Source organism: Streptomyces sp. NPDC008086, from assembly GCF_042957325.1.
Classification (GTDB): Bacteria; Actinomycetota; Actinomycetes; order Streptomycetales; family Streptomycetaceae; genus Streptomyces.
Genome location: NZ_JBIBIA010000003.1, coordinates 655,066 through 677,380 on the forward strand (window position 1 = coordinate 655,066; position 22,315 = coordinate 677,380).

Below are 22,315 nucleotides of genomic sequence, written 5' to 3' on the forward strand. Positions count from 1 at the left end.
CCGGCACTTCAGCCTCCGATGCCGTCCGGCGAGGCCGGGTCGGCGGAGGCACGCGAACGGCGCGTGACGACGACCGGTGCGAGCACGCGGTCGTGGTTGCGGCGCCGTACCGGCCTGCGGTGTCCGCGTTCGCCGCGGGTCTCGGCGATCAGCATGTCGACACAGCCCAGCAGGTCCTCTTTCTGCGCGGCCCGGCGGATGCGCTGGGCGGCGCTGCCGTCCGCCAGGGCCGCCTCGGTCAGCTCCCGTACGGCGTCCCAGTCCCCGTGGGTCTCCAGCGCGGGCCGCAGCCGGCGGAGCAGCTCGCGCACGACCTGGTGGGCGGGCGTCTCCTGGTGGGTCTCGGGGTCCACCAGGGTGCCTTCGAGCCCGGAGCGGGCGGCTCGCCATGACGCGCCGCGCAGCCAGTCGTGCCGGCCCGCGCAGCCGGGGTAACCGGTCTCGCCCAGCCGCTCGCGGGCCTCGGTGACCAGGGCGCGGAAGAGTCCGGCGATCAGGACGACGGTCTCCGGCCGGGGGCAGGCGTCGCAGGTGCGCAGTTCCAGCGTCGGCAGATGGGCGGAGGGGCGGACGTCGTAGTAGATCATCCCGGCGTCGCTGATGACCCCGGCCCGTACGAGGTCGTCCACGGCCGCGTCGTACTCGGCCGCGTTCGGGTAGCAGCCGACCGGCCCGGCGGTGGGCCAGCGCTGCCACAGCAGGGTGCGCCAGCTCGCGTATCCCGTGTCGGCGCCCTGCCAGAAGGGGGAGCTGGCGGATATGGCGAGCAGCACGGGCAGCCAGGGCGAGACCTCGCACATGACGCGGACGGCGGTGTCGCGGTCGGGTACGTCCACATGGACCTGGGCGCCGCAGATGAGCTGTTCGTCGGCGACCTTGCGGTACTCGTCGGCCATGTGCCGGTAGCGGGCCCCGGCGGTCAGGTGTGCCAGGGCGGCGGGCGCCAAGGGGGCCGTACCGGCGGCCACCACGGCGAGGCCCAGCGAGGAGGCGGCCGCGTCGAGTTGCCTTCGGGTGCTGGTGAGGTCGGCGTACAGGTCGTGCAGGGATGCGTGCACCGCGCTGTTGGACTCCACCGTGCACTGATGCAGTTCGGTCGTGAAGGTGCGTCTGGGAAGCCGCCTCAGCACCGTGTCGGCACGCGGGACGAGCCTGCCGCTCTCCACCTCCAGGACGTGGAACTCCTCCTCCACTCCGATGCACACGGTCACGATCGCTCCTAGGGATCCGAGAGCCTGCCCGCGGGGTGGGGATCGCCCGGCCCCGGGGGAGATGCGGCGGCTTGTGGTGCTTTCTGAGTTCCCACCTTTCGGACAGGTAAGCTCCATTTGCGCATTTGAGCCGCTTGCCTCACAGATGAGCAGGACGGGTCGGCCGACCGCCGTGACCTCGGGGCCACGGCCCTGCTCGTGGACGATCGTCGCCTCCAGGATGAAGGAGAGACCGCGCAGCAGCCAGTCGACGCGCTCCGGATCAGCCCTGACGCGGCGGCAGCCCGGTCAGGTCGGCCGCCGTCCGGACGGGTTCCATCCGCGGGCCGATCCATTCACAGAGCAGGACGGTGGCATCGTCCTGGAGCCGGCCGTCGTGGTAGTCGAGAACGGCGTGGATGAGCCGGCGCAGCGTCTCGGGGACGGGCAGTCCGTCGGCGTGGTGCCGGATGAGGAAGTCGCAGAAGCGTTCCAGGCCGAACTCCCGGTCTCCGGGCCGGCGTGCCTCGGTGATGCCGTCGGTGTACAGGACGATCCGGTCGCCGGGCTGGAGGTGCTCCTGGCACACCGTGCCGGGCACGCCGAGGTCGAGGCCCATCGGATGGGCAGGCGGGCAGGCGAGGTGCGTGGTCCAGCGGTTGTCGCGCAGGACGATCGGCGGATGGTGACCGCGGTTGACCCATTCCAGGACGCCGGTGCGCGTGTCGAGTGTGGCGAGGACACCGGTGACATAGCGTCCGCCGGCGTACTGCTCGACCAGGGCGGCCTCCACCGCCTCGGCCTTGCCCAGGAGGTCGGCGCCCTGGCGGCGGGCGTTGCGGCAGGCTCCCAGCGCGAGGGCGCCGGACAGTCCGGCGGCCGTGTCGTGGCCCATCGCGTCGAAGATCGTCAGATGGACCAGGGGGCCGTCGACGGCGTACTCGAAGACGTCGCCGCTGATCTCGTAGGCGGGTTCCAGGGAGGCGGAGATCGCCACTCTCCCGTCGGCGTAGGTGCGCGGCGGCAGGAGGTTCCACTGCATCTCCGCGGCCACGCTCATGGGCTGCGCCCGCACCAGCTTGGCCAGCGTGTCGCTGGTGCCCCGTTTACTCACGATGATCAGCGAGATCAGCGCCGCCAGCGCCTCCATGTCCGTGCGGGTGTCGGCGTCGTCATGTGCGGCACTCACCCGCAGCACCCCGATGCGCTCGGTGCCGTCCAGCAGCGGCACCCACCAAGCGGACCCGGCGGCACCCGAGGGCGCGGCGGCCAGGACATGGCCGTACTGGTACGCCCGCCCCGCGACCGTCCCCTCGATGTGCAGCTCCCGCTCGTGCCCCTGGTCCGCCGCCTCGGCCCCGGGAAGGAGACGCAACGAAGTGCGCTGGAGGTCGGCCACGTAGATCCGCAGCTCGTCGAAGGCGGCGGCGCGCGCGTACTCGGCCGCCTTGGACGGAAGCAACTCGATCGGCATGAGGTGGCTGGCGTACAGCAGATCGGCGAGCATCCGTCGCCCGCCCTCGCCGCTCCGCTCCATCGCCGCCCACCTCCGTCCGCCGCCGGGACCGGCGCAGGACGCTCCTCCGCAGGCCGCTCCTCAGCACGCCACGGGTACCCGCTCAGCGTGGTCTCAGAAGGGTCCGCCCCGGCCGCGTCCTCCTCGCATCAGAGATCGGTGCCCGTCTCCGCGGCCAACGTCCGCAGCAGCCGGTCCTGGAACGCCTCGTCGTGGACCGCCCGGTGCGGCCGCGTCCGCTGCCGGTGGTACCAGTACCCGCCGGTGGTCAGGGCCTCGGGCTCGTCGCCGACGGCGAGCCACTCCTGGGTGCGATGGCCGAGTTCGAGGTCGTCCGGCGCATGGGGTCCGCCCATCCTGGTGGGCACCCAGCCCGGATCCACGGCATTGCTGAGCACCCCCGGCCGCAGCCGGGCGACGGCGGCCGCGAGGGCCGTGACGTACAGCTTGCTGTCGGCGTACGAGCCCGCGCGCTCACCCCGCCAGTCGACCCGGTCCAGCGAGGGCCGTCCGTCGAAGTGCGAGCCGCTGCTCAGGTACACCAGTCGGCGCGGCCCGCTCAGCAGGGCCGTGAGCAGGTACGGCGCGATGACGTTGACCGGCATCACCGCGGGCCCGCTCCACACTCCGGCGTTGTGGATGACCGCGTCGAGCGGCTCCGCGTCGTTCAGCTCGGCGGCGACACGCCGTACGGCGGCACGTTCGCCGAAGTCGCCCACGACGAGGTCCGCGCCCCGTTCGAGCAGCGGACGCAGCACCGCCGCCCGCTCCTGGTCCCGGGCATGCACCACCACACCATGGCCCGCGGACAGCAGCGCCTCCGCCGCGAACCGCCCCAGACCGTCCACGGAGCCGGTCACCAGAACGCGGCTCACGAGCGCACCGCCATGACTGCTCCTCCCATGGAAGCGTCTCCTTCCGATTGCCGGATGCCGGCTGCCTGTACGTCATCCGTCGTACCGCATGGGGACCGGTGACGCAGGTGCCGGACCGGCGCCTACGTCGCCGGAAGTACGGTTTCATCAGCGGGACCAGCTGTCGGCCGTGCACGAGACAGCCCTCGGAAGAACCGTCCGATGGCAGGAGGGCCGAGAAGAAGGCCTCCCGCTTCAGACGCTTCGCACGACGGTGCCGAGAGCTTCGAGTGCGGTGGTCTCGGCGGCGGGTGCGGCGGTGTCCGTGACGAGGGTGTGCGCAAGGGTGCAGGGGCCGACGTAGGCGTAGGCGGTGTGGCCGAACTTGCTGGCGTCGGCGGCGACGATCACGCGGCGGGCGGAGGCGATCCCCGCCTTTTTCACCGCGGCGTCGTCGAGGTCGTAGGCGGTCAGGCCGTCGGCCGCGTTCAGCCCGCAGCAGCCGATTACGGCGGTGTCGAAGCGTAGAGCCGCCAGGGACGCCAAGGTGAGGGGACCGGTGAGGGCTCCCTCGGCCGCGCGAGGCTGTCCACCGGGCACCATCAGCGTAGCCGGGCCCGGTGTCTCGCCCAGCAGGTGGATGGCTTGCAGGGACAGGGGCATCACGGTGACGGGCCGCTCGCGCAGCAGCCGGGCAACCTCCAGGCAGGTGGTGCCGCTGTCCAGCAGGACGCTTTCGCCGTCGGCGATGAGCGCGGAGACCCCAGCCGCGATCCGGAGCTTGGCGTCGACGGATTCATGGGCGCGCAGCGCGAAAGGAGGCTCCTCGCCTCTGAGGAGCAACGTGCGCGCCCCGCCGCGGACGCGTTCGAGTACGCCCTGCGCGGCCAGGATGTCGAGATCGCGTCGGATCGTCATCTCCGAGGCCCCCGTGAGCTCAGCGAGCTCCTGGACCGTGGCGCCGCCGGAGTCCCTGACGGTCTTCGTGATCAGCCCGTGCCGGTCTGTGTTGCTCATAGCGCGATTGAACACCACGAGGAAACGAACATGCCATCTGTTCGTTATAGCGACTTTCGAACACGCTGCATGTTCGTTACGGTGAGCCGCATGGAACGTTCACTTCGAGCCGCCCGTGTGGCGACCTATGTCTACTTCGTCCTGTGCGGCACCCTGATGGGCGCCTGGGTGGTGCACATCCCCGCCATCGAGGACCGCGTGGACATCAGCCACGCGACGCTGGGCGGCCTGCTGGTACTCCTGGGTGTCGGGGCCTTCACCGGCATGCAGGTGGCCGGGCGGTTGACCGACGGCCTCGGGGTGCGCGTCGTGGTATCCGCCAGCGGGGTGCTGTGCGGCGCGGCACTGGTACTGCCCGGCCTTGCCCGGGACCCGTGGACGCTGGCGGGCGCGCTGCTCGTCTTCGGCTTCTTCAACGGCTGCCTGGACGTGAGCATGAACGTCCACGCCGTGCACGTGGAGAAGGCGTACGGCCGCCCCGTCATGTCGGGCTTCCACGCGACGTTCTCCGTCGGCGGCGTCCTCGCCTCGCTCGCCGGAGCGGGCGCAGCGAGCGCCGGACTGAGTGCGGCCGCCGGCATGGCCGCCATGGGAGCCGTGGGCATGGTGATCGCCCTGGCCTCAGCAGGTGCCCTGCTGAGGGCCGCCCCCGCAGCAGCCGAAACCAACCCCGCGGAACAGGAACGGGAACAGGGGCGGGGGCGGGAGCGGGCGCGAACCGAGGCGTCACCGGCCGCCAAGCGTCGCGGCGCCACCGGGCGTGTCTGGCTCCTCGCCGTCCTCGCCCTGATGGTCATGTTGTGCGAGGGCGCCGCCAACGACTGGAGCGCCCTGCACCTCAAGGACGTCCTCGGAGCGTCCGCCGGCACGGCCGCTTTCGCCTACGGCACCTTCGCCGCGGCCATGACCGCCGGCCGACTGCTCGCCGACCGCCTCGCCGCCCGGTTCGGATCCATGGCGGTCCTGCGCCACGGCGCGGCCACGGCGGCTGTCGGCATCACGCTCGTGGCCGTCGGCCCGTGGATGTGGGCCGCGTTCACAGGCTGGGCCCTGTTCGGCCTGGGCCTGTCCGGCTGTGTCCCGCAGTTGTTCAGCGCCGCCGGGCACGCCGACCCCGCGGCCGCCGGCGCCAACGTCTCCCGCGTCGCCGGACTCGGCTACGTCGGCATGCTCGCCGGCCCCGCCGTCATCGGCTGGTCGACCCACCTCGTCCCCCTCAACCACGCCTTCGTCCTGCTGACCCTGCTGTGCGTGACCACAGCAGTCGCCAGCGGCGTCCTGCGCACGGGACAGGACCACACCCACGTGAGCGAATGGGCACCCAGCAACCACTGACCGCTCATCCGGCACGGGCCCCGGCTGCGGCTCACCGGCCTCGACGGCTCGCCCCGGGTCGACCACCGCATGGTCACGTCCGTGGACTCCCCGCGAGACAGCGCCGAGGTCGCCCCGCCGCCCGACAATGCGGGCCCAGTTCAGTACGGAGTCGAGCAGGCCAGCTGAGACCTGCGGGAGGACACCGGCGCGGGCTGGCGGGCTGGCCCCGGCCGGACTCGGTTTGGCAGCCGCCCCTAACCACGCGCCACCCTGCCGCGCCCGCCGCCCCCCATGACACCGGAGCCGGCCTCGGCCAACCAGACATGCCCAAATGGCCCAATCGAAGCGGGAAGGAATAGCCCACACGCTTGGGCTGCCTGGACCCTAAGGTCGAAAGTGACCACCGCGGCGCAAGCCGGCGTCCACCTCCCCCACCTCGAAGGAACCTCTCATGCAAGCCATCACCGTCCGGGACCGCGAGGCCGGTGCCAGCGGCCTGGCCCTCGCCGAGCTGCCGCACCCGCACGCCGCGGAGAACGACGTGATCGTGAATGTCCACGCCGCCGGCTTCACGCCCGGCGAGCTGGACTGGCCCGGCACCTGGACCGACCGGGCCGGACGCGACCGGACCCCGAGCGTGCCTGGCCACGAACTGTCCGGCGTCGTCACCGAACTCGGCTACGGCACCACCGGTCTGACCATCGGGCAGCGCGTGTACGGCCTCACCGACTGGGCCCGTAACGGCACCCTGGCGCAGTACACCGCGGTCGAGGCCCGCAACCTCGCCCCGCTCCCCGCCGACGTCGACCACGTCACGGCCGCCGCGCTGCCCATCTCCGGACTCACCGCCTGGCAGGCCCTGTTCGACCACGCCCACCTCCGGACCGGGCAGAGCGTCCTCGTCCACGGCGCCGCGGGCGGCGTCGGCTCGATCGCCGTGCAACTGGCCCGCGCGGCTGGCGCCCAGGTGATCAGCACAGGACGCGCCGCCGACCGCGACACCGCACTGGGTCTGGGCGCCCACGCCTTCGTCGACCTCCAGGCCGAGAAGTTGGAGGACATCGGCGACGTCGACGTGGTGCTCGACGTGATCGGCGGCGAGATCCTGGAACGTTCCACCGCTCTGGTCCGCCCCGGGGGCACTCTGGTCACCATCGCCGAGCCCGTCACCGTCCACCCCCGCGACGGACGCGCCGTCTTCTTCGTCGTCGAACCCGACCGCGTCCGCCTGAGCGACCTCGCCCAACGGGTCCGCGACGGACGCCTCAAGCCGATCATCGGTGACGTGCGACCCCTCACCGAAGCGGTCGCCGCGTTCACACCGGCCAAGCGGACTCACGGCAAGACGATCATCCGCGTCACCGAGGACTGAGCCGACCGGGTTCACAGCCCTGCCGAACGGTTCCCGCGATCGAGGTGCGGGTGGAGCGGGTGAGCGATGACCATTTACGCAGGTCAACGGACCCTTCCGCGCGGCTTCAGTGGCACTGGCGGCAGCTCGGGGGCAGGCAGGGGATCACCGTCGTAGCCCTTCACCTCACCGAACCGCGCCCCTTCCATCCAGTCCCGCCGTGCCTGCTCGATCTCCTCCTGGGTCCGTCCGATCCAGTTCCAGAACATAGCGAACCCTGTGCGTATTAGCGCAGGTCAGCGGCGTTCCGGACCTCTGACGGTGAGCAAACTGTCAGCATCGGTCCTGGAGGAGTCTGCAACCGTGAGTTCCACTGCCCTGGTTCGCGGGATGGGTTCGTTTTTCAAGGAGTGTGAGCATCCGCGGTCGCGGTGGTCGAGGTGTTCTCACCCGTACAAGATCCGGTATCGGTCGGCGGCGGGGAAGCAGGTGAAGGAGTCCGGGTTTTCGAACCAGGACAAGGCCATCGCGCGTTTGACGGACATCTACAACGAGAAGAAGGCTGCGCCGCGGGGTCAAGCGAAGACGGAGCGGGTCGCAAAGTACGGGGCGATGCGGTTCGGGGAGTACGCCGGCGAGTGGAAGGCAGGGCAGCGGGATTTGGGGCCGGCGTCGGTGGTGCACCTGGAGTCGCTGCTGAACATTCACCTGCTGCCGCTGCTGGGCAGCCGGCGGATGGACACCTTCGACCACAAGGTCGTCGAGGACTTCATCCGGACCCTGGAACGCAACGGTGTTGGCCTGGCCGCTCAGGCGAACGCGTTCGACAAGCTGAAGGCGATCCTGCTGGACGCGAACCGGCTGGGGCTGTTCGACGACAACCCGGTGGCCGGGGTGAAGCCGCCGCAGTACGACCCCAAGCGGGTGGTGATCCCATCGCCCGAGCAGCTGCGTCAGATACGCACCGCCGGAGATGACAGCTTCCTGTTGGTCGCCGATCTGATGAGCGGGTGCGGTATGCGTAACGGTGAGGCGTTCGCGGTCAACCTCAACAACATCGTCGCCGACGACGTCTACCGCATCACCGAACAGGTCAACCGGACCACCTGCCAGTACGAGCGGCTCAAGCACCGCAAGGCAGGCGAGTACCGGGACGTGCCCCTGCCGGCGCGGGTGAGGCAGACCATCGAATGGCACGCTGCCAAACACGGCACTGTCGACGGCTACCTACTGCGCCACCCCGGTGACCCAGCCCGCACATTCCCGCACTACCACATCGCCAACCAGTGGCAGCGGATCAAGAAGGCCGGCCAGGTCGACATCCCCGACGGGATGGTCGTCTACGGCATGCGGCACTTCTTCGCCTCCAACTGCCTCACCCACGGCATCCCCATCACCGACGTCGCCGAGTGGATGGGCCACAAAACCATCGAGATCACCTTCAAGATCTACCGCCACCTCATGCCCGGCTCCATCAGCAAAGCAGCCAAAACCCTCAACACGAACCTCGCAGCATGAGACTCATCCGCAGGAGACCAGAGGCAGTGAGCGCTCAGCGCAGCCGTTCTTAAGCTGCGGGCCCTTCCGGCACGAGCCACGCACATACTGGACATCGCCACTGGTAGAAATGGGCTCAGGCCGCGGCGACCTCGCTGCCTGTTCGGCCGCCCTTGCCCACCACTGCACCATTCCTACTCCCACAGGCCAATTGACATGGGACGCGCTGGGGGACTGTAAATCGTTCATTTGACAGACCCCATGTCCCGGGCATCCAGGTCGCGCCGAGCCCGAGCCCGAGCACGCCGGATGCGTACGGCACCGAGTTCGTGGTGAGAGCATCGGCGCTGGCCGCCGGTGTTCTCACCAGCCCGTGACACGCCCCCAGTAGGCCTGGATCACCGGCGTGCTGGTGGTATCCCGGCTGCTGTCGATGACGTGGTAGCCGTGATGCTGGGCGGCGGTGGCGCAGGCGTGGTTCGGCAGGACGCGCAGCCGGGTGCCGACGGGCAGCTCCGGAAGGGGGGATCCGTCTCGGGTGGAGAGGATGCCGTGTTCCTGGCTGGCACCGCTCATGAGCAACTGCGGGACGGGGTTTCCGTTCAGGTCGGTTACAAGCCCGTAGCCCTGGTCGACACGCTGGTTGGCGGTGCCTCGGTCGCGGGACATGGCCATCCAGCCGCCGTCGGTGAGGATCCAGCCGTGTTCGGGGCGGTGACCGATGACGGTGACCACGACGGACAGCGCGAGGTCGTCCACGTCGCACACGCCGAGGCCGGCCATGACGAGGTCGAAGAAGACGTAGTTGCCGGCGCGGACTTCGGTGACGCCGGTGAGGTCGGTTGCGGCGTGGGCGGTCGGGGTTGATCCGACGCTGACCGTGTCCACGCGTAGGCCGGCCTCGCGCAGCTGCTGTGCGGCGGCGACGGCGACGTCGCGTTCGTGGTCGGCGGCCTTGCGCTGTTCGGCGCGGCTGGTGGCGAAGTAGGACTCGCCCGCGTGGACGAGGACGCCTGCGAGGCTGTCGGACTCGGCGAGGATGCGGCCGATCTCGAGGAGCGTGGGGTCCTCGAGGGTCACGCCGCCGCGGTGGCCGTCGCAGTCGACCTCGATCAGGGCCGGGATGGGCGTGCGGGCGGCGGCGGAGGCGTCCCGCACGGCGCGGGCCTGTTCGGTGCTGTCCAGCAGAACGCTGAGGGTGATCCCGCGTTGCAGCAGGGCGATGACGCGCGGAAGTTTGTGCGGATCGATGCCGACGGCATAGAGAATGTCGGTATACCCGCCGTCGGCGAAGGCTTCCGCCTCGGCCAGGGTGGAGACGGTGATCGGTCCGGGGGTGTCGCCGTGGATCAGGGCGGCGACGGCGAGGGACTTGGCGGTCTTGAGGTGCGGTCGCAGGCTGACGCCCAGTGTCCTGACGTGGTCGGCCAGCCTGGCGATGTTGTGCGTGGCCTTGGCCGTGTCCAGCACCGCGAACGGGGTGTCCGGGTCGACCAGGCTGAGTGCGCCCACGGTGTCGGAGGTGGTCGGGGCGGGGTGCGGGGGCGGCGTGGTCATGGTGCGGTGTCCAGTCGGTCGAGGAGGGCCAGGCCCAGGTAGAGGTCCTGAAGGCCGATGCCCGAGCTGTCGAAAAGGGTGATGTCCTGGGGTGTGCGTCGGCCCGGCGCTCGCCCGGTGAGCACGTCTCCGAGTTGGGTGAGGGGCGCGTCAGCCGGGGCGTGCTGCAACTCACCGATCCTGCGGGACTGGCTGGTTATGTCGCAGAAAAGCTGTGCGCGGGACAGCAGTTCGCCGGGCAGCTCGCGTTTGCCGGGGGCGTCAGCGCCCATGGCTGACACATGAGTGCCGGGCCGGACCCAATCTGCTTGGAACAGGGCCGGGTCGGCGGTGGTGGAGGTGGTCGCGGTGATGATGATGTCGGCGCTGCTGACGGCTTCCTCGGCCGCTGTGGGCCGTGCGGGGATCCCGTCACTGGCGAGCGCGTCCGTGAACGCCCGGGTTCGGTCCGGGTCGCGTCCGACTGCCAGAACCACGTCGACGGGGCGGACCCGGGCGACGGCGCGTACGTCGTAGCCGGCCTGGTGGCCGGTGCCGAGGACGGCGAGTGTTCGTGCGTCCGGGCGGGCGAGCAGGTCGACGGCCAGGGCGTCGGCGGCAGCGGTGCGGTAGGCGTTGGCGGTGCCGGCCTCGAGCACGGCGGCAATGCGGCCGATGCTCTGGTCGAGGATCAGCAACGTGGAGTGGTGCCTGGGCAGTCCGTGGCGGTCGTTTGCGGGCCAGTAGGTGCCGATCTTCAGCCCTGCGTGGGCGGAGGAGGCGGCCGGTTTGACGGTGTATCGGTTCGTCGGGTCCGATCCGTGTACGTTCAGCGTGTCCAGCACCGCGCAGCCGACGGTGGCCTCGAAGGCTTCTTTGGCGGCCTGGAGTGCCAGTTCGTGGCTGATCACGGCTGCGGTCTGCTCCTCGGGAACGTAGCGCAGTCCGCTTCTCAGCTCGCCCGGGGCGGCCTGGGGCTCAGTCGAGGGCGGCAATTGCGTGCACCTCCACTGCGGAGCCGTAGTGCAGTTCCTTGGCACCGGCGACGGCCCGCGCGGGCCGGACCGGGCCGAGCCAGGCACGGTACAGCTGGTCGAAGAGAGGCCAGTTGGCGATGTCGGTCACGTGGACGGTGACCGAGATCAGCCGTTCCCGGCTGGAGCCGGCGGTGACCAGACAGGCGTCGAGGTTGTCCAGCACCTGCCGGGCCTGGACCTCGAACGGCTCGCCGGCCAGTCGGGTTCCGTCGGGCGCCAGGGGAAGCTGGCCGGAGATATAGGCCACGCCACGGTGGGTGGCGATGTGCGAGTAATGGCCCGCCGGCGGCACCAGCTGCGCGCTGTCGAACGTCGCTATCGAGGTATCCCCGCCCATACCTGATGTGGAGTTGTGGATGGTGTTCTCACGGGTGGTCATCGTCCTCTTTTCGTGTACGCGTAGACGCTGGCCCGGGAGATACCGAGGAGGTCGGCGATGGTCTGGGCCCCGTTGCGGGTGTCGAAGTAGCCGTCCTGGTGCAGGCGGCGTACGAGCTCCTTCTTGACGTCCTTGTGAAGGGCCCGGGGGGTGGTGGAGCGTTCGGCGGCGGCCGTCTCGATGACCTCACGCAGTTCCCGGCGGGAGCGGTCGCGCAGGGTCTCCAGCTCGATGTCGCGGTTCTCGGGGTCGGTCGCCACCAGGTTGGACAAGGACAGGGTGACCGGCGACAGCGTCGATACGTCCAGGTTCAGGCACAGGGCGGCGATGTACTCCCCGGCCGTGTTCTTGATCCCGATCGACGTGCTCTTGGCGGGCCGTCCGTCGGGGAACTGGTTGGCGTAGTTCTGGATGACGCTGGGGTAGTCGGGGTCCTTGATGCGGGCTAGGCCCAGCTCGGTGGCCGAGTCGCCGACCTGCCTACCGGACAGGTTGTTCTCGATGACGCGGATGGCGTGGGCCGGGTCGCGCAGGTCATGCAGGACCACCTCGCACAGGCCGGGGAACATGCGCCCCAGCGCGACGGCGATCTTCTCGGTCTCCGCGAGGAGATGCTCGTCCTCTGCCGCCACCGCCGCCGGCCCGCCCTGCAGCTGCGCATCGTCCTGGCCGCCGCGGTTTTCGCCCTTCACGGACATCGGTCGATCCCTTCCCTCGCTGTCGTTGCTGCCGCTCATCTTGCTCCCCACCACTACCCGCCTTGTGTTCTGCGGGCAGTCCGCCCTGAAGGCATGCGATGCACATGCCACGGGCCACGGGCCACGGGCCATCGAAATCAATCTAGATCTTTCATCCAGCTATGGACAGACATTCTATCCAGTTCTAGAGTTCCCGTCCAGTTCCAGGTTGTCGATCGACACCGTTCAACCACGATGGAGGCAGCGCGATGGCAGGCCGGTCACCGAAACAGCCAGCTGACGAGCCCGCGTCGACCGTGTCGACGCCACCACAGCCATCCAAGGGCCAGCGGGCTCCCCGCCCTCGCAGCCTCGACCAGGCCGACGCCGGGTACGCCAAGGCGCTGCGCCCCCGGCACATCCGGATGATCGCCATCGGCGGCTCCATCGGCACGGGTCTGTTCCTCGGGGCCGGCGGGCGCCTCGCGCAGGGCGGGCCGGCCCTGGCCCTCGTCTACGCCGTGTGCGGCGTGTTCACGTGGTTCATGATGCGAGCCCTGGGCGAGATGGCCGTCTACCGGCCGTCCTCGGGCGCATTCGTCTCCTACGCACGGGAGTTCATGGGCGAGAAGGGCGCCTACGTCACCGGCTGGCTGTTCTTCATCGACTGGTGCGCCAGCGTCATGGCCGAGACCACGGCCATCGCCCTGTACCTGCACTACTGGGACGCCTTCAAGCCGGTACCCCAGTGGCTCCTCGCCCTGATCTCCCTGGCGCTGGTCGTGGCGGTGAACATGCTCAGCGTCAAGATCTTCGGCGAGACCGAGTTCTGGTTCGCCATGATCAAGATCGTCGCGATCGTCGGCTTCATGGTCGTGGCGTCCACCGTCGTGCTCCTGCAGTTCCAGGTCGACGGACACAGTCCCGGGCCGGCCCTGATCACCGACAACGGCGGTTTGTTCCCCCGAGGTTGGTTGCCCGCCATCACCCTCGCCCTGGGCGTGGTCTTCGCTTTCGGCGGCACCGAGATGGTCGGCGTGGCCGCCGGTGAGAGCGACAAGGCCGAGGAAGTCATCCCCAAGGCCGTCAACTCCACGTTCTGGCGTATCGCGATCTTCTACGTCGGCGCCGTGCTCCTGTTCACCCTGGTGCTGCCCTGGACCGCATACGGCAAGTCCGAGTCACCCTTCGTCACGTTCTTCTCCGCGCTCGGGTTGCCGGGCATCGGCAGTGCCATGAACCTCGTCGTCATCACCGCGGCGATGTCCTCGATGAACTCCGGCCTCTACGCCACCGGCCGCACCCTGCGTTCCATGGCCATCGCGGGCAGCGGCCCCAGGATCGCCGGCCGCCTCAACCGCAACCAGGTGCCCTTCGCCGGTGTGCTGATCACCGCCGGACTCGGCGTGCTCGGCGTCGTCATCAACTATGTCCGTCCCTCACAGGCGTTCGACATCGTCATGAACCTCGCGGGCATCGGGATCGCCGGCACCTGGATCTCCATCATGGTCAGCCACTGGTTGTTCGTCCGGCGCGCCCGGCAGGGACTGCTGGTCCGGCCTGCGTTCCGGTTGCCCGGCGCGCCCTGGGTGAACCTGCTCACCGTGCTGTTCCTGACCATGGTCATCGTCGGCATGTGGTTCGCCGACGACATCGGCAAGCCCACCATCCTGCTGTTCCTCGGCATCTGCGTGCTCATGGTCATCGGCTGGTACCGCATCAGGAACCGCATCGCCACCACCACTCTGCCCCCTGCACACGGACCGCATTCCGCGCTCGGCACGGACGCCGCCCCCGACGGGACCGAGCCCGCCTGATCACCGGCCACGAGCCCCCGGCCGGCCCACCACACTAAGGAAAACTCCGCATGCGCACCACACGCCGCGTCCAGTTCCTCTACACCGGAGGCACCATTGGCATGGTCCCCTCACCCCGCGGATTCGAACCCGGCGGCGACATCCACGCACAGGTCCAGGGGGCTGTCCACGCCCAGGGCACTGACGCCTCCCTCGCCGACCTCGATCTCGGCTTCGCCCAGCTCAAAGAGGTCATCGACTCCTCCAACATCACCCCCGAGCACTGGCAGGAGATCATCGACCACCTCCACGCGCACTACGACGCCCATGACGGCTTCGTGGTTCTGCACGGCACCAACACTTTGGCCCACTCGGCGGCTGCGGTCGCTCTCGCGCTGTCGGACTTCGGCAAGCCCGTGGTGTTCACCGGTTCTCAGGTCCCCTTCGGCATGCCCGGCAGCGATGCCCCCGGCAACGTGATCGGCGCCCTCCTGGCCGCTGCCTCGGGCGGCAGCGGCGTCAGCCTGTACTTCGACGGCACCCTGCTGCCCGCCATGCGTGCCACCAAGGTCTCGGCGCTGGACCTGCACGGCTTCGTCAACCCGTACGACGGCACGCCCGACGCGCCACGCCACGGATGGGCCCATCCCGCCCCCTACCGGCGCCACGACGTAGCAGTCATCACCATGGCCCCCGGCATGACAGCCGCCCGCTTCCGGGCGATGACGACCCCCGCCCCGTCCGCCGTCATCCTGCGCGCATACGGCGCCGGGGAAGGCCCCTGCGACGAGCCGGGCCTGGAGCAGGCCATCCGCAACCTGGTCACGGGCGGTACCCCTGTCGTCGTCATGAGCCAGTGCCTGCACACCCGCATCAACCTGAACAAGTACGCAGCCGCCCAGTTCTTCACCCGAGCCGGGGCAATCGGCGCGGACGACATGTCCCTGGAAGCCCTGTACGCGAAGCTGCAGTTCCTTCTCAGCCAGGAGATACCTCCCGGCCGGCTCAGCACCTGGGTACGCACCAACATCGCCGGCGAACTTGCCGCCGATCTCCACGGCAGCATCTCCGAACCGGTCTCGTGAACCGCCGCGCCCGCGCGGCGCTGACGCCAGCCCCCCCAACACCTACTGAAGGAACGGCACGACAGATGTCCAAGCACTTCCCGCAGCTCACCGACCGCAGCGGACACCGGTACTCAGCGGACCAGCCGCGCTGGCGCGGCGACGACGGCTCCCCGCTCATGATGGAACCGCTGCCCGGTATCACCCGTAGGCAGATAGACACCAGCGTCAACACCCAGTGGCGCTACCGTGCCGCGCTCCCACTGGCCCAAGGCGAACCCGTCACCCTGGGCGAAGGACGCACCCCCCTGCTGCCGCGGACCCTGGCCGGACTCGACGTCGCTGTCAAGGTCGAATCCATGAACCCCACCGGCAGCTTCAAGGACCGCGGCAGCTCCGTGATGCTCACCGCGCTGCGCCACCAAGGCGTCGGTCGCCTCCTGGAGGACTCCAGCGGCAACGGAGGTGCATCCATCGCCGCCTACAGCGCCGCAGCAGGCATCGACGCGCAGATCATCGCCCCCGCATCCACCTCTCCCTCCAAGATCGTGCAGAGCCGTCTGCACGGAGCAAGCGTGGACCTCGTCCCCGGCAGCCGCCAGGACGTCGCCGACGAAGCCGTCCGCCGCGCCGACACCCGCTTCTACGCCAGCCACAACTGGCACCCCCAGTTCCTCCAGGGCATCAAGCTGATCGCCTACGAGATCTGGGAGGACCTGGGCTTCAGCGCCCCGTCGGCCGTCCTCGTCCCGGCCGGCGCCGGCAGTCTCGTCCTGGGCTGCGCCATGGGCTTCGCCGAACTCCAGCGCGCGGGCGAGATCGACCAGGTGCCCCGCGTCCTGGTCAGCCAGCCCGAACAGTGCTGCCCCCTCGTCCAGGCCCTCGACAGTGGCGCCTCCACCGTCGACGCCCGCACCTGGCCCCGGACACTCGCCGAAGGAACCGCCATCGCACGGCCCGTGCGCGACCGGGAAGTCCTCCAGGCCATCCAAGACAGCGGCGGCGTCGCCACGGCCGTGGCCGAAGAAGAACTCCTGCCCGCAGTCGGCGAACTCGCACGCACCGGCGTATTCGTCGAGCCGACCAGCGCTCAGGTCCTGCCCGCGCTGCGCCAGTTCCACTCCGACGGCCACATCAGCCGTGACGACACCGTCGTCCTCGTCCTGACTGGCTCTGGCCTCAAGGCCAGCCAGTCCCTCAGCCAGCTGATCACCGACATTCCCGCCTGACACTGACCCGCCTCTCCTCAGGCAGCGGCAGATCAGACCGCCGTGGCCCCGGACACCAGCGGGTTCATCCGGTGCCCCCACGGCACGCCCCGCTCTGGAACAGCGCCCACGCGGCGAGCCGGAGCGGGGCTCCAGCACCGCCTCACGGACAGACCGCACATGGGTCCAGCACACCTCAACTATCCCCGGAGACACCTGTGAACGCACCCCATGCCCCTGCCGCAGCCGCAATCACTCCTCAAGCGAGGGGACTCAGGTGTTCAGCGCAGAGGGCTGGAGCAAGCCGGATGCCGTCAGTGCCACGGATGCGCACGCTGCGGGACTGCTCGATAGGAACACACGGCCCTCGGGTCGCCACCCCTTGACGAGCATGGACACCACCGACTGATGGCAGTGACCCAGCAGGAGATCGAAAACCGGATGTGGGACGCCGCCGACGAGCTGCACGTGGCAATGCCCGAAGCGCGCTCGCCACGAACCGCATGAGGCCGCCGTCGATGAGTTCGCGCAGGAGGACCCGCACGCTGCGACTTCCGGCACGTCCACTGGAAGGCCACCCACCCTGCCCGGACACTGAATTCCTCACGGTCTCACCGCGGAGGCGGTTGTGAAGCCGCAGGACTACCGCCACAGCTCCATGCCAGAACTGGTACTTACCCGGCAAACCGGGAGTTACGGCGGTGGTTTACCCTTTCGACCGGCCACTCGGTCTCACAGGCGGTGACAGGTTCTCGAACTGCCGGGAAACATGGCTGAAAATGGTGTGCTGCTGTGTGACAGGTGATGCTTGGTACTGATGTTACGGATGCGGCGCTTGGTTGTGCCGATCCGGGACTGAACCTGGTCGGCAGTGCATATCTGAGAGGGCGGCGGGGCGTGGAGTTGCTGGACGGGTCGGATCCGGAGGCTGTTGGTGGCTATCCACTACTGGCGCGGCTCGGCGAGGGTGGCATGGGGCGGGTCTACCTGTCCCGGACGGTGTCGGGGCGTCCGCTGGCGCTCAAGACGGTGCGCGCCGAGTTCGGACGGGAGCCGGGGTTCGAGGAGCGGTTCGCACGAGAAATCCGTAACAGCGACCGGGTACGCTCCCCTTGGACGCCTGCGGTGGTGGACTACAGCCCGATGGGGCAGCGCCCTCCGTGGCTCGCCACCGAGTACGTGCCGGCGCCGTCCCTGGCGGAGTGGGTGCGACGGTACGGCCCACTGCCGGAGCAGTGCCTCGTAGCACTGGCGGCCGAACTTTTCGGGGCGCTGGGAGCGGTACACGGGGCGGGACTGGCCCACCGGGATGTCAAGCCGTCCAATGTGCTGTTGGGCCGCCGTAGTCCTCTGCTCATCGATTTCGGGATCGCGCGCGCGAGGGAGGACACACGTCACACGAGGACGGGCGGTGTGATCGGTTCTCCCGGCTATCTGGCGCCGGAGCAGGTGAGTGCCGGGGAATCGGGTGCACCGGGCGACGTCTTCTCGCTGGCTGCGGTAGTGGTGTACGCGGCGACGGGACGGAGCCCGTTTTCCAACCCGAAGGACGAGTTCTCCCCTGCGGTGCTGATCTACCGCATCGTGCATCAGGAGCCGAACCTCGACGGCGTTCCGGCGGCCCTGGTCCCGCTCCTGCGGTCCTGTCTGGCCAAGGACCCCGAGCAGCGGGCCACACTCGACACCGTCAGCATGCTGTTGGAACGCATGGGCGGCCGGTGCGGTACCTGGCCGCAGTTGCTGCCCGAAGGGCTGGAGAAGGATCTCGCCGTGCGGGAGGAGGAGGCGCACGCGTTGATCTCCGCAACAGTGCAACCGCCGTCTGTGGCGGCTGTGCCACGTGAGCCCGAAGAAGGCCCGGCTTCCGCCGACGCACAGACCGCCGTCCTGCCGCGTGTCGACGCCGTGCGACGGTGGGTGTCCGGCCGTACCGGCCGGACGGTCGCCGGAACCATGGCCGTGGCCTTGACGGCCGCGGCGGGCACGTTTCTCGTGCGGCATTTCTCCGACGACGCCTCCGCCGGGACGCCTTCGCCGTCATCCACTGCCACATCGCTTCCCGAGGCCTGGGCAGGTACATGGGTCGGCACCGGGCCGGGCAATCCCACCCCTGACGGCTTCAATGAGCCCCGCACCGACCGGTTCAGCGTCACTTTGACTCTCCACCCGGCACAACGAGGTGAGCCGGCGGGCAAGCAGGTCAGCAGAGTGACCGAAGTGGACACCAAACGTGAGCTGGGATGCACCGAGACCCTGCGACTGCAGGAGATACGCAAGGACTCGCTGGTCCTCAAGGCAACCACCAGCTACCCCACCGAACAGAGGGCCGAGGTCGCCTGCCCCAGCGGCAGTACCCACGTCGTCACGATGACCGGCCGAGACACCCTGAGCCTGAGTGACAAACGTGACCAGTCCGCCGGGGCGCCGTCCACCCTCACCCGGCGCTGACGGCTGCGCCCGCCGACAGGCGACGCCGAGCTGGTCTCATACAGTGCCGGCTTCGCTGAGGGCCGTCGCACTCTGGCGCCCCCGCGTCCGGTACGAACGTACAGTTGCGCCCTCTGAAGGGCGTGCGCCGCGTCGAGCCCTGACGGACAACCAGGATGGCCGGTAGACAGCCCGAAGCACGACGTCCAGGAGAGTATCCGGGCGACGCGGGAGCGTGGGGCGCACAGGAACACCAGGGCGCTGAGCCCGCGCCCCCGCCGCCTCGCACTGGCGCGCGCCGCTCAGTCGGAAGCAGGCCGGGCCCCGGGGCCCGGCCTCGCGCTGACCTGTCCAGGTGCGGTGATCTCGTGTCCTGAGGCGCAGGTCACCACCGTGCGGACCGGGCTGCCGCACTCGTGGTGGAGCAGGGAGATCGTGCCGTCGCCGTCCGGGACGATCCAGCGCTCGGCCCAGTCGTTGAGGGCGATCAGGATGGGCAGAAGACTGCGGCCCTTGTCGGTAAGGCGGTACTCGTCGCGTCCGCGCGCACCGGGAGCCCGGTAGCGGGTCTTCTCCAGGATGCCGTCGGCGACGAGGTCCCTCAGCCGGGCGGACAGCACGCTCGGGCTGATGCCGCAATGGCGCTCGAAGTCGTCGAAGCGGCGCGTGCCGTAGAAGGCCTCCCTGATGATCACACCCGTGGTCCGCGGGCTCAGGGACCGCAGGGCGAGATTGATCGAGTCGGGTTCGATGTCCCACGCGTCCCGCTGCCACCGCTCCAGGTGGCCCCCAGGTGCTGCTTCGGCTGCGTCGCTCACGTCTCCCTCTCCCTGTGTGTTGCTCGATTCTATCCACCGACGTACGCTGACTACTGTTTTGCGAAGCCAGATGAACCAGATGGAGGAGTCACCGCGTGAGCATCGGTGAGAGCTACCACCGCAGTACGGCCGACCAGGCATGGGACGCGATCGTCATCGGATCGGGGATCGGCGGTCTGACCACAGCCGCCTTCCTGGCCCGGACCGGGCAACGGGTCCTCGTGCTGGAGAAGCACTCGACGGCGGGCGGCGCCACCCAGACGTTCCGGCGCGCCGGATACGAATGGGACGCCGGGCTGCACTACATGGGCGACGTCCACCGGCCCTCCAGCGGCCTGCGCCGGATCTTCGACCACATCAGCGGCGGCAAGCTGGAGTGGGCCCCCATGCCGGACGTGTACAACCGGGTCTTCATCGGCGACCGGGAGTACGAGTACCGGTCCGGGGTGCAAAGGTTCAAGGACCGGATGAAGGAGTACTTCCCCCACGAGTCCGGGGCCATCGACCAGTACGTCGACATGGTGCACACGGCGAACCGCGCGGCTCGCCCCTACCTCGCCCACCGCAGCCTGCCGCACTCCGTCGCGGACACCCTCTACGACGACATGGCCGCGCCCTTCCGCTCGTACGCGGACCGGACGGTCACCGAAGTCCTCACCGACCTCACCGACGACGCAGAGCTGCGCGCGGTGCTCAGCGGCCACTACGGCGACTACTCCCTCGCCCCCGGCCGCGCCTCGTTCGGCATGCACGCCATGCTCATCCGGCACTACATCGACGGCGCGAACTTCCCCGTCGGAGGCTCCGCACGCCTCGCGGAGACGGCGACCGATGTCATCACCGGAGCCGGAGGGACCGTCCTGATCTCCGCGGAGGTCGAGAGGATCATGCTGGACGACAAGGGCTCGGCCTGCGGCGTCCTCATGACGGACGGGAAGAGTTTCCGGGCGCCGCTGGTGATCAGCGACGCCGGTGCGCTCAACACCCTGACCCGGCTGCTGCCGGAGCAGACTGCCGAAGCCGCCAGGCTCGCCGATTCCCTGCGTGCCGTCGGCCCTTCGCAGACGTACGTCATGCTCAACATCGGCATCCGGGAATCCGGCGACCGGCTCGATCTGGATCCGGCCAACATCTGGGCCCACGCCGGACCCGACATCGACGGCGACATCGCCGCGTTCGAGGCCGACCCCGAACACCGCGCCATGCCGACGTACTTCATCACCTTCCCGTCCGTGAAGGATCCGTCATGGGAGAGCCGCTACCCGGGACGCACCACCATCGACATCGCGGGGCTGACCAGCTGGTCGTTGTTCGAGCCGTACGCGGACAGCGCGTGGATGCGCCGGGGCGCCGACTACGAGCGCCTCAAGGCCAGGCTCACTGAGGAACTCCTGGGCCAGGTCTTCCGATTCTGCCCCCAGTTGGAAGGCCGCATCGACCACACCGAGCTGGCGACGCCGCTCAGCTTCAACCACTTCCTCGGCCGGGAGAAGGGCGACTTCATGTCCCTCGCCCACACCCCGCAACGCTTCGCCCTGCGAGACCTCGGCGCCCACACCCACATCCCCGGCCTCCTCCTCACCGGCCAGGACGTGGCGTCGGCCGGCGTCAGCGGCGCCATCATGGGCGGCGTCGTCGCCGCCTCCGCAGCCTTGGAGCGCGACGCCCTGGAAGATCTCGTGACCGGATGAACGGCGACGGTGAGGCGGAGAACGCGCCGTACGCACGCGCCCGGACCGGATCTCGGCAGCCGGGGACCGCTCCCGCGCCGCGCGGGACGGCAGGCACCACCACGACCCTGAGCGACACCGACTTCGCAACCCCGGTCGAGGACCGGTACTTCGAGGACTACGTGCCGGGTGCCGTGTACGTCTACGGCAGCATCACCATGACGAGGGAGGACATCCTTCGGTTCGCCGACGAGTTCGACCCGCAAAGCATCCACAACGATCCCCAGGCGGCCCGGCAGGGCCCGTTCAGCGGTCTCATCGCCAGCGGCTGGCACACCTGTTCCATCACGATGCGCATGTATGTCGACCACTACGTCAGCAAGGTGGCCGGCCTGGCCTCCCCCGGCATCGACGAACTGCGCTGGGTCCAGCCGGTCAGACCCGGCGACAGCCTGTCCCTGCGGGCAACGGTCCAGGATGCCCGAGTCTCGCGCTCCAAGCCGGATCGCGGACTCGTCACCACCGGCATCGAGGTCCTCGACCAGCACGGACAGACGGTGCTGACCATGAGCGCCATGAACCTCTTCCTGCGCCGCCAGGCCGTCAGCGGGCGAGGATGACGGTTCGCTGCCGCCACCATCCACGTCCACCGGTGTAGCGCACCTGGTCACTGCACTGCCCGGACGCTGTCGCCGGTGCGTGGGGCTCCCGGCGGGTGGAGCAGTCGCGGCGCTCCACCCGGCGGTTTCGCAGCCACCTCGAGGCGATCTTCTCCGACGAGGGTGACGGCGCCGTCGGACCCCTGCGGTCGCCGGGCTGGGAGGGCCGCGTCTCGCCGCAGGGACTCTCGGTGACCTTGATCGCCGACTACACCTTCCCCGGCAAGGGCGTGGTTGCCATCGGCCGCGATCGTGGCCCTGCTCGGTGAGTTCCGAGTGAGCGCGGGCGCCGCCCGTTACGA

The 22,315-nt window shown here is 69.4% G+C and carries 19 protein-coding genes and 1 pseudogene; 10 read left to right on the forward strand and 10 right to left on the reverse strand.

Annotated elements, in window-relative coordinates:
• Nucleotides 1-8 precede the first annotated feature (8 nt).
• From ACFZBP_RS13165 to ACFZBP_RS13180, 4 genes are all read right to left on the reverse strand, one after another.
• Complete coding sequence (locus ACFZBP_RS13165) at nucleotides 9-1,211, reverse strand: glutamate--cysteine ligase (RefSeq protein ID WP_383442549.1); 1,203 nt, start codon at nucleotides 1,209-1,211, stop codon at nucleotides 9-11.
• 262 nt (nucleotides 1,212-1,473) lie between these two features.
• A complete protein-coding gene (locus tag ACFZBP_RS13170; RefSeq protein ID WP_391412639.1) occupies nucleotides 1,474-2,727 on the reverse strand; it encodes a SpoIIE family protein phosphatase in 1,254 nt (417 codons plus the stop codon).
• Between the two features lie 128 nt (nucleotides 2,728-2,855).
• Nucleotides 2,856-3,581, reverse strand: a complete 726-nt coding sequence (locus ACFZBP_RS13175) for an SDR family NAD(P)-dependent oxidoreductase (RefSeq protein ID WP_391412641.1) — start codon at nucleotides 3,579-3,581, stop codon at nucleotides 2,856-2,858.
• Nucleotides 3,582-3,815: 234 nt separating this feature from the next.
• Nucleotides 3,816-4,577 carry a DeoR/GlpR family DNA-binding transcription regulator gene (locus ACFZBP_RS13180; protein WP_383442540.1) on the reverse strand — a complete coding sequence of 254 codons (762 nt, stop codon included), beginning with the start codon at nucleotides 4,575-4,577 and terminating at the stop codon, nucleotides 3,816-3,818.
• Between the two features lie 90 nt (nucleotides 4,578-4,667).
• Between ACFZBP_RS13180 and ACFZBP_RS13185 the strand changes: the two genes are divergently transcribed.
• Together ACFZBP_RS13185 and ACFZBP_RS13190 are read left to right on the forward strand one after the other, a co-directional pair.
• Nucleotides 4,668-5,912 carry an MFS transporter gene (locus ACFZBP_RS13185; RefSeq protein ID WP_391412644.1) on the forward strand — a complete coding sequence of 415 codons (1,245 nt, stop codon included), beginning with the start codon at nucleotides 4,668-4,670 and terminating at the stop codon, nucleotides 5,910-5,912.
• 433 nt (nucleotides 5,913-6,345) lie between these two features.
• The gene (locus tag ACFZBP_RS13190) at nucleotides 6,346-7,266 is read left to right on the forward strand and encodes a zinc-binding dehydrogenase (protein ID WP_391412647.1); all 921 of its coding nucleotides are present in this window, start codon (nucleotides 6,346-6,348) and stop codon (nucleotides 7,264-7,266) included.
• Nucleotides 7,267-7,349: 83 nt separating this feature from the next.
• On the opposite strand, the pseudogene ACFZBP_RS13195 reads toward ACFZBP_RS13190, so the two are convergent.
• Nucleotides 7,350-7,514, reverse strand: a pseudogene (locus ACFZBP_RS13195) (pirin family protein); the annotation flags it as partial.
• Between the two features lie 94 nt (nucleotides 7,515-7,608).
• Between ACFZBP_RS13195 and ACFZBP_RS13200 the strand changes: the two are divergent.
• Nucleotides 7,609-8,763 (forward strand): tyrosine-type recombinase/integrase, encoded by a 1,155-nt coding sequence (locus tag ACFZBP_RS13200; RefSeq protein ID WP_391412649.1) that lies wholly within the window; start codon nucleotides 7,609-7,611, stop codon nucleotides 8,761-8,763.
• A 342-nt stretch (nucleotides 8,764-9,105) separates the two neighbouring features.
• Here ACFZBP_RS13200 and ACFZBP_RS13205 read toward each other — a convergent pair whose 3' ends face one another.
• The 4 genes from ACFZBP_RS13205 to ACFZBP_RS13220 are packed head-to-tail and all read right to left on the reverse strand — an operon-like array spanning nucleotide 9,106 to nucleotide 12,392.
• Nucleotides 9,106-10,299: an alanine racemase gene (locus ACFZBP_RS13205; protein WP_391412651.1), complete on the reverse strand. Its 1,194-nt coding sequence runs from the start codon at nucleotides 10,297-10,299 to the stop codon at nucleotides 9,106-9,108.
• On the reverse strand, nucleotides 10,296-11,273 hold the full coding sequence (locus ACFZBP_RS13210; protein WP_391412653.1) for an NAD(P)-binding domain-containing protein: 978 nt from the start codon (nucleotides 11,271-11,273) through the stop codon (nucleotides 10,296-10,298). The genes ACFZBP_RS13205 and ACFZBP_RS13210 overlap by 4 nt, the downstream gene beginning before the upstream one ends.
• Nucleotides 11,257-11,694, reverse strand: a complete 438-nt coding sequence (locus tag ACFZBP_RS13215; RefSeq protein WP_391412655.1) for a Rid family hydrolase — start codon at nucleotides 11,692-11,694, stop codon at nucleotides 11,257-11,259. Before ACFZBP_RS13215 ends, ACFZBP_RS13210 begins: the two co-directional genes overlap by 17 nt.
• Nucleotides 11,691-12,392: a PAS domain-containing protein gene (locus tag ACFZBP_RS13220; protein WP_391412657.1), complete on the reverse strand. Its 702-nt coding sequence runs from the start codon at nucleotides 12,390-12,392 to the stop codon at nucleotides 11,691-11,693. Before ACFZBP_RS13220 ends, ACFZBP_RS13215 begins: the two co-directional genes overlap by 4 nt.
• A gap of 296 nt (nucleotides 12,393-12,688) precedes the next feature.
• Here ACFZBP_RS13220 and ACFZBP_RS13225 point away from each other — a divergent pair, with 296 nt between their 5' ends.
• The 4 genes from ACFZBP_RS13225 (at nucleotide 12,689) to ACFZBP_RS13240 (ending at nucleotide 18,887) form a co-directional block, all read left to right on the forward strand.
• Nucleotides 12,689-14,188, forward strand: a complete 1,500-nt coding sequence (locus ACFZBP_RS13225) for an amino acid permease (protein ID WP_391412659.1) — start codon at nucleotides 12,689-12,691, stop codon at nucleotides 14,186-14,188.
• Nucleotides 14,189-14,238: 50 nt separating this feature from the next.
• Complete coding sequence (locus ACFZBP_RS13230; RefSeq protein ID WP_391412661.1) at nucleotides 14,239-15,252, forward strand: asparaginase domain-containing protein; 1,014 nt, start codon at nucleotides 14,239-14,241, stop codon at nucleotides 15,250-15,252.
• Between the two features lie 65 nt (nucleotides 15,253-15,317).
• Nucleotides 15,318-16,460: a pyridoxal-phosphate dependent enzyme gene (locus ACFZBP_RS13235; RefSeq protein ID WP_391412663.1), complete on the forward strand. Its 1,143-nt coding sequence runs from the start codon at nucleotides 15,318-15,320 to the stop codon at nucleotides 16,458-16,460.
• A gap of 876 nt (nucleotides 16,461-17,336) precedes the next feature.
• Nucleotides 17,337-18,887, forward strand: coding sequence for a protein kinase (locus ACFZBP_RS13240; RefSeq protein WP_391412665.1), 1,551 nt, complete (start codon nucleotides 17,337-17,339; stop codon nucleotides 18,885-18,887).
• 281 nt (nucleotides 18,888-19,168) lie between these two features.
• Here the strand turns inward: ACFZBP_RS13240 and ACFZBP_RS13245 are convergent, their stop codons facing one another.
• Nucleotides 19,169-19,684, reverse strand: a complete 516-nt coding sequence (locus ACFZBP_RS13245) for a winged helix-turn-helix transcriptional regulator (RefSeq protein ID WP_391412668.1) — start codon at nucleotides 19,682-19,684, stop codon at nucleotides 19,169-19,171.
• 95 nt (nucleotides 19,685-19,779) lie between these two features.
• Between ACFZBP_RS13245 and ACFZBP_RS13250 the strand changes: the two genes are divergently transcribed.
• The 3 genes from ACFZBP_RS13250 to ACFZBP_RS13260 all read left to right on the forward strand — a co-directional run bounded on the left by ACFZBP_RS13250 (nucleotide 19,780) and on the right by ACFZBP_RS13260 (nucleotide 22,282).
• The gene (locus ACFZBP_RS13250; RefSeq protein ID WP_391412670.1) at nucleotides 19,780-21,375 is read left to right on the forward strand and encodes an FAD-dependent oxidoreductase; all 1,596 of its coding nucleotides are present in this window, start codon (nucleotides 19,780-19,782) and stop codon (nucleotides 21,373-21,375) included.
• A complete protein-coding gene (locus ACFZBP_RS13255; RefSeq protein WP_391412673.1) occupies nucleotides 21,372-21,974 on the forward strand; it encodes a MaoC/PaaZ C-terminal domain-containing protein in 603 nt (200 codons plus the stop codon). Before ACFZBP_RS13250 ends, ACFZBP_RS13255 begins: the two co-directional genes overlap by 4 nt.
• Nucleotides 21,975-22,069: 95 nt before the next feature.
• Nucleotides 22,070-22,282 carry a hypothetical protein gene (locus ACFZBP_RS13260; RefSeq protein WP_391412675.1) on the forward strand — a complete coding sequence of 71 codons (213 nt, stop codon included), beginning with the start codon at nucleotides 22,070-22,072 and terminating at the stop codon, nucleotides 22,280-22,282.
• The last annotated feature ends 33 nt before the right edge of the window (nucleotides 22,283-22,315 follow it).